6 protein-coding genes are annotated in these 6278 nt (G+C 61.9%); 3 read left to right on the forward strand and 3 right to left on the reverse strand.

The features are described 5' to 3' along the window. Positions 1 to 140: 140 nt before the first annotated feature. The 3 genes from VFU66_RS14000 to VFU66_RS14010 all read left to right on the forward strand — a co-directional run bounded on the left by VFU66_RS14000 (position 141) and on the right by VFU66_RS14010 (position 3696). Positions 141 to 479 carry an HU family DNA-binding protein gene (locus VFU66_RS14000; RefSeq protein ID WP_326446885.1) on the forward strand — a complete coding sequence of 113 codons (339 nt, stop codon included), beginning with the start codon at positions 141 to 143 and terminating at the stop codon, positions 477 to 479. A 179-nt stretch (positions 480 to 658) separates the two neighbouring features. Further along, positions 659 to 1234, forward strand: a complete 576-nt coding sequence (locus VFU66_RS14005; RefSeq protein WP_326446886.1) for a YybH family protein — start codon at positions 659 to 661, stop codon at positions 1232 to 1234. A 65-nt stretch (positions 1235 to 1299) separates the two neighbouring features. Beyond that, positions 1300 to 3696 carry a PAS domain S-box protein gene (locus VFU66_RS14010; protein ID WP_326446887.1) on the forward strand — a complete coding sequence of 799 codons (2397 nt, stop codon included), beginning with the start codon at positions 1300 to 1302 and terminating at the stop codon, positions 3694 to 3696. A 23-nt stretch (positions 3697 to 3719) separates the two neighbouring features. Here VFU66_RS14010 and VFU66_RS14015 read toward each other — a convergent pair whose 3' ends face one another. The 3 genes from VFU66_RS14015 to acs all read right to left on the reverse strand — a co-directional run. Further along, positions 3720 to 4376 (reverse strand): class II aldolase/adducin family protein, encoded by a 657-nt coding sequence (locus VFU66_RS14015; protein WP_326446888.1) that lies wholly within the window; start codon positions 4374 to 4376, stop codon positions 3720 to 3722. Between the two features lie 99 nt (positions 4377 to 4475). Further along, positions 4476 to 4877, reverse strand: a complete 402-nt coding sequence (locus tag VFU66_RS14020; RefSeq protein WP_326446889.1) for a hypothetical protein — start codon at positions 4875 to 4877, stop codon at positions 4476 to 4478. A gap of 65 nt (positions 4878 to 4942) precedes the next feature. Next, on the reverse strand, positions 4943 to 6278 hold a 1336-nt coding region (acs, locus tag VFU66_RS14025; protein WP_326446890.1), incomplete at its 5' end, for an acetate--CoA ligase.

Consider the following 6278-nt stretch of genomic DNA (forward strand, 5'->3'; position numbering starts at 1 on the left):
TCTCAAGGGCATTGCAACTAACTAGTTATCCCTGTGGAAGTTTCGTTGCCCAAAATGCCTACATCCCGTTTACAATCAATAACAACGCATGGTAATGCAGGCTTTTTGAACGCCCTCCCCATCTCGAAAGGAACCCGCTCATGACCAAAGCCGACCTCGTAGATAAAGTCACCGCCCTGGGAGACCTGACCAGGCGCGACGGTGAGATTATTGTCGATACTCTCTTTGAAGCCGTCATCGGCGCGCTCAAATCCGGCGACAAGATCGAGATTCGCGGCTTCGGGAGCTTCCGCACCCGGCAGCGCAACGCACGTACCGGACGCAATCCAAAGACGGGAGCCAAGGTTGAGGTCCCGGCCAAGCGCGTTCCCTTCTTCAAGCCCTCCAAGGAGCTGCGCGATTCGGTGAACCCTTCGGGCATCAAGAGAGCTGCGGCAACAGCGAAGACCGTCGATCCGCACCATCCTCCCGCGATGTAGCTCGTTTCAGTGCTCACCGGAGACGCGGCCAACGCCTGTGCCGGCAGGTCGTCTAAGAGTACAAATGCCGCGGCAGCGTCGTGCGCCTCAATATCAACCCGCTCATCTCGCAGCGCACGTGATTTCAATCCACACACGATGCACAGCCGCGCAGTTTGCTGACTGTTAGCATACGAACTATGCGACGCTCTTTCTTCGCTGCGCTTCTTCTTGGCACGATTACCGTGCTGCCGCTGGCCGCGCAAAGCGGCACGACGCCGGGCGCAGAATCACCTGCACTCGATCCTCTGACTCAACCAGCCAATCCTATCGCGAGCCCTCTGACGGAGCCGACGCTCAGCCCAGGCATCATTCAACTGATGGAACTCGAAGGGCGCTTTCAAAAGTCGGTTGAAGCTGGCGGCGGCAAGGCTTTCGCAAGCTGGTTCGCCGACGATGCCGTCGTTCTGAGCAACGGTAAACCTGCCGTGCTGGGTCATGCCGCCATCGCCGCACAGGCAAAGTGGAACCCCAAAGCCTACCAACTCACCTGGACGCCCGAAGGAGCGCGGATGGGGCCGGCCAACGAGATGGGCTTCACCTGGGGACGCTATGAAGGCCGTTCCAAAGACAAAAATGGACAGCCCGTGGTCGTCTCGGGCCGCTACTTCACGGTCTGGAAAAAGCTGCCTGACGGAGACTGGAAAGTGGCCCTCGATGCGAGTGCCGACGCTCCTCCCCCGTTGGGGGAATGCTGCACATTACCGAAGCCTTAAATCATAGCTACACCGAAAGTAGGAGTGCGCAAAGTTTTGCATACACCTACGATGATTACCGTCACATGAATGCGCTCCTGGTCAAAGACGAAGCCCTTCGGATTGAGGCCCTGAATCAGTACGAGGTCCTTAACGCTGCACCGGACCCTGTGCTGGATGACATCACGCGGCTGGCGGCCCAGGTGTGCAATACGCCGGTCGCGGCCATTTCGCTGATCGGCTCCGACCGCATCTGGGTGAAGTCGCGCTACGGCATCGAGTCGACCGAGGTTTCGCTGGGCAGCCTGCCCTGCGAGACGACCATCATGGGCGACACGGTGTACGAGATCAGCGATGCACGCAACGATCCGGACTACGCGCCCGACGGCATCCAGATGGATGGCCGCGCCTATCGCTTCTATGCCGGAGCGCCGCTGACGACACCGGGCGGTGTCAGCATCGGTGCTCTGCTTGTGCTTGACCATCCCAGCCGAATGCTCTCGCCCGAGGAGGCTTCGGCGCTCGATATTCTTGCTCGCCAGGTCATCACCCGGCTGGAGTTGAACGCACGCATCCGCCTGATGGACCGCGCGGCGCGCTCGCGGCAGAGGGTCGAGTCAGCCCTGACCGTGGAGCGCAACTTCGTCTCCGCAGTGCTGGATACGGTGGGCGCGCTGGTGGCCGTCTTTGACCCCGCGGGCCGCGTCGTCCGCTTCAACCGCGCCTGCGAGATCGCCTCCGGGTACGACTTTCATTCGTTGGTGGGCCGTTATGTGTGGGACAAGGTCATTCCACGCCAGGACGTGCCCGATGCCATCGAGACCTTCGAGCGCATCCGTTCGGGCAACTTTCCGACTTCGTTTGAAAACCAGTGGCTCAACCGTGACGGCTCGCTACGTCGCATTGCCTGGTCGGCCACGGCACTGCTCGATACGCAGGGGCAGGTTGCCTTCATCATCGCCACGGGCATCGATGTCACGACGCAGCGAAGCGCGGAAGCCACCTTGCGCGAGAGCGAGGCGCGTTATCGCCAGATCGTTGAAGGATCGCTGGGCATGGTCTGTACGCACGACCTGCGCGGCAACCTGCTCTCCATCAACACGCACGGCGCCAGCACGCTGGGCCGCGCTGTCGAGGAGATTGTGGGCCATAGCCTAGGCGAGTTTATTGAATCGGACCAGCGTCCCGGCATCGAGAACTACCTCAACACCATCAGCGAGACGGGAGAGGCACAGGGGATGCTGCGCCTTCTGCATGCCGACGGCGAAGTTCGCGTGGTCGCCTATCGCAACAAGCTTATTGCGGTTGCCGGACGCAGTCCCTACGTCCTCGGCTTCGGCGTGGACATCAGCGAGCAGGTGCGCGCCGAGGGACGCCTGCGCGATCTCACACGGCAGTCAGACTCCATCCTTGAATCGGTCGGCGATGGCATCTACGGCATCGACCTTGACGGCAACGTCACCGTCGTGAATGCGGCGGCTGCGCAGATGCTCGGCTACAAACCAGACGAGATTCTTGGCAGGAACATGCACCAGCTCGTCCACCATACGCGCGCCGACGGCACTCCCTATCCCGAAGAGGCCTGTCCCATCCGCAAGAGCCTCACGAACTTTGATACGGTGCGCATCTCCGACGAGGTCTTCTGGCGCAAGGACGGCACCAGCTTCCCTGTCGAGTACGTTGCGCGTCCGCAGATTGACATGCACTCATCCGATACCGGCGGCGCAAAGGCTGTGGGCGTGGTGGTCGCCTTTACCGATACGACCGAACGCCGCGCACTCGACCGCATGAAGGACGAGTTCATCTCGACCGTCTCGCACGAGCTGCGGACGCCGCTGACTTCGCTGCGCGGCGCGCTGGGCCTGCTTTCGGGTGGTGCGCTGGCCGCGCGCCCGGAGAAGATGCAGCAGATGCTCGACATCGCCATCTCGAATACCGACCGGCTGGTGCGCCTGGTCAACGACATTCTCGACCTCGAACGGATCTCAAGCGGCAAGACCGAGTTTCACTCGACCATGTGCAGCGCCGAAGACCTGCTGCGCCGGGCCGCAGGCGTGCAGCAGGCGCGCGCGCCCAAACCGAATATCCGCATCTTCTTTGCCGCGCACGGCGTCAACGTGTGGGCCGACCCGGACCGTGTGATGCAGACGCTCAACAACCTTATCTCGAACGCGATCAAGTTCTCGCCACCCGGCAGCGAGATCCACCTGACTGCGCGCAATCTGGACGAGAACGAAGCGCTGATCGAGGTCCGCGATCAGGGCCGCGGTATCCCCGCCGACAAGCTCGAACACATCTTCGAGCGGTTCCAGCAGGGCGACTCCTCAGACTCGCGTGCGCTGGGCGGCACCGGACTGGGTCTCGCCATCTGCCGCAGCATCGTCCAGCAGCATGGCGGACGCATCTGGGCCACCAGCGAAGTGGATAAAGGCACCACCTTCCACTTCACTCTGCCTACAAGACCGAGCAATAATCTGCGCTAAATCATCATTCTGGCCAGAATCTTCTACCGCGCATTGAGGAGGTAGCGTTCCTTGGCACGGAAGAGCTGCTCCACCTGTTCCTGCTTGAGGGCCTGGTCGGCACCTAACTGCCGGGCAAGCAGATGCACATGGGCGAGATGCTCGAGCGTCTCCATCTTGAGAAAGGCGTCGAGCAGGGTTGGGCCGTAGGTCACGGCGCCGTGGTTGGCCATCAAAATCGCCTGATGGCCGGGAAGCAGCGGCTCCAAGCTCGCGGCTACCTCAGGGGTGCCTGTGGTGGCGTAGCCCGCCAGAGGAACCGGGCCAAGGGCCATGATTCCCTCCTGGCAGACCATCTCTTCGAGAGCCAGCCCGGCGCAGGCAAACGCGGTGGCCACAGGCGGGTGCGAATGGATGACGGCTTGCGCATCGAGCCTGTTTCTGTAGATGGCGAGATGCATCCCAACCTCGCTGGTAACGTTTTTGGAGCCGGAGAGGCGGCGGCCCTCAAGGTCCACCATCACCATGTCGTCCGGTTTGAGCAAGTATTTGCTGGAACCGGTCGGTGTCACCAGCAGCCTGTGCTCATCGAGCCTGACTGAGAGATTGCCGGAGGTGCCGGGCATGTGGCCGAGCCGGTAAAGCCATTTGCCAAACCTGACCAGCTCTCTTCTTAATTCGATCTCTGTCTGACGAACCATGGACGCCCCCACTCCCCTCTGTGCAACAAACAATGTATCCCTCACAAACAGCTTTCGCGTCACCAATGGTCTTTGATGGCGCTTGAGCGGAAAAGGGTTTCAGATTTGCAGTGGAGTGTACGTGCCCGGAGGAGGACAGCACAGCCGCGCTTGATTCAGAAATTCCGGTGTGGCGCCGCCCGGAATGTGCGCCAAAGCCGCCCGGAAGGCAAGAGAGAGCCATGGCCAGGCGGCAAGCAGTATGGCGATCTGCTGCCTGAAGTGCTGCGTGAGCACCAATACCAGGCACAGAAGAGAGAGCAGGGCAAAGAGGCCAAGCTCGACGTCCTGGCCGCCCCGGAGGAACCTATCCAGCGGAAGGTAGTGCTCGGTCCAGGGCATCACCATCAGCAGGAAGCCCGCGAGAAAGAGGAGAATGCGTCCAGTCAGGATGAAGACGCGCGAGACGCTGCGAAAGGCCCTGAGGCGCAGCCGGTTCGAGATGGACCTTTGCGTAGACATACCTGGTCTGCTTTCATCTTACCCCGATTCCGTGGCCTGTCAGCGAGGGCCCGCAGGCGCTCCGGCTATTCCTCGTTCTCCCTCAGTTTGGCAATCACAGCGAAGTCTTCGAGCGTCGTCGTATCGCCCTTGACCTCGCCGGTGGTGGCCAGCTCGCGGAGCAAACGGCGCATGATCTTGCCGCTGCGCGTCTTGGGCAGCGCGTCGGTGAAGCGCAGGTCGTCAGGACGGGCCAGCGCGCCGATCTCCTTGGCGACCCACTGGCGCAGCTCCTGACGGAGCTCTTCAGTGGGCTTGTGTCCGCCTTCGAGCGTGACGAACGCGGCGATTGCCTGTCCCTTCATGTCATCGGGACGGCCTACGCAGGCGGCCTCGGCCACCTTCGGATGCGCCACGAGCGCGGACTCGATCTCCATGGTGCCCAGCCTGTGTCCGCTCACGTTGATGACATCGTCCACCCGGCCCATGAGCCAGTAGTAGCCGTCCGAGTCGCGGCGCGCGCCGTCGCCGGTGAAGTAGCTGCCGGGGATGTCGCTCCAGTAGGTCTTCTCGTATCGCTCCTGATCGCCGTAGACGGTGCGCGCCATCGAAGGCCACGCCTTGCGAAAGACCAGCAGACCGCCCTGCCCGTCGGGCACAGGCTCGCCCGAGCGCGTCACGACCTCGGGGACGATTCCGAAGAACGGACGTGTGGCCGAGCCGGGTTTGGTCGGCGTCGCGCCGGGGAGCGGCGAGATCATCACTGTGCCGGTCTCAGTCTGCCAGTAGGTATCGACAATCGGGCATCGTTCTTTACCGATCTCGCGGTGATACCACATCCAGCTTTCGGGGTTGATCGGCTCGCCCACGGTGCCCAGCAGTCGCAGCGAGGCCAGAGAGTGCTTGTGTACCCACGAGTCGCCCCATTTGGTGAAGGCGCGGATTGCCGTCGGGGCGGTGTAGAAGACCGTCACTTTGTGGTCGTCCACGATCTTCCAGAAGCGGTCGTTCTCGGGCCAGTTTGGCGCGCCCTCGTACATCATCACCGTCGCGCCGTTCTGAAGCGGGCCGTAGACGACGTAGCTATGGCCCGTCACCCAGCCGATGTCCGCTGTGCACCAATAAATGTCGTCCTCCCGCAGGTCGAAGACGTACTTCGTCGTCAGGTAGGTCTGCACGGAATAACCGCCGGTTGTGTGAACCAGTCCCTTGGGCTTGCCCGTCGTGCCGGACGTGTAAAGCAGATAGAGCGGGTCTTCGGCGTCCATCCACTCGGCAGGACACTCCTTCGAGGCGGTCAACATCGCCTCGTCCCACCAGAGGTCGCGGCCTTCCTTCATCTCGACGGGCGTGCCGGAGCGGCGGTAGACCACGACATGCTTCACCGTGGGGCACTTTTCGAGCGCCTGGTCCACAATCGAC

The sequence above is a fragment of the Edaphobacter sp. genome (genome assembly GCF_035763405.1).
Classification (GTDB): Bacteria; Acidobacteriota; Terriglobia; order Terriglobales; family Acidobacteriaceae; genus Edaphobacter.

Excerpts from the sequence above, each read along its gene's own strand:
- VFU66_RS14000 (WP_326446885.1), top strand. The coding sequence starts at position 141 with ATGACCAAAGCCGACCTCGTAGATAAAGTCACCGCCCTGGGAGACCTG.
- VFU66_RS14005 (WP_326446886.1), top strand. The coding sequence starts at position 659 with ATGCGACGCTCTTTCTTCGCTGCGCTTCTTCTTGGCACGATTACCGTG.
- VFU66_RS14010 (WP_326446887.1), top strand. The coding sequence starts at position 1,300 with ATGAATGCGCTCCTGGTCAAAGACGAAGCCCTTCGGATTGAGGCCCTG.
- VFU66_RS14015 (WP_326446888.1), bottom strand. The coding sequence starts at position 4,376 with ATGGTTCGTCAGACAGAGATCGAATTAAGAAGAGAGCTGGTCAGGTTT.
- VFU66_RS14020 (WP_326446889.1), bottom strand. The coding sequence starts at position 4,877 with ATGTCTACGCAAAGGTCCATCTCGAACCGGCTGCGCCTCAGGGCCTTT.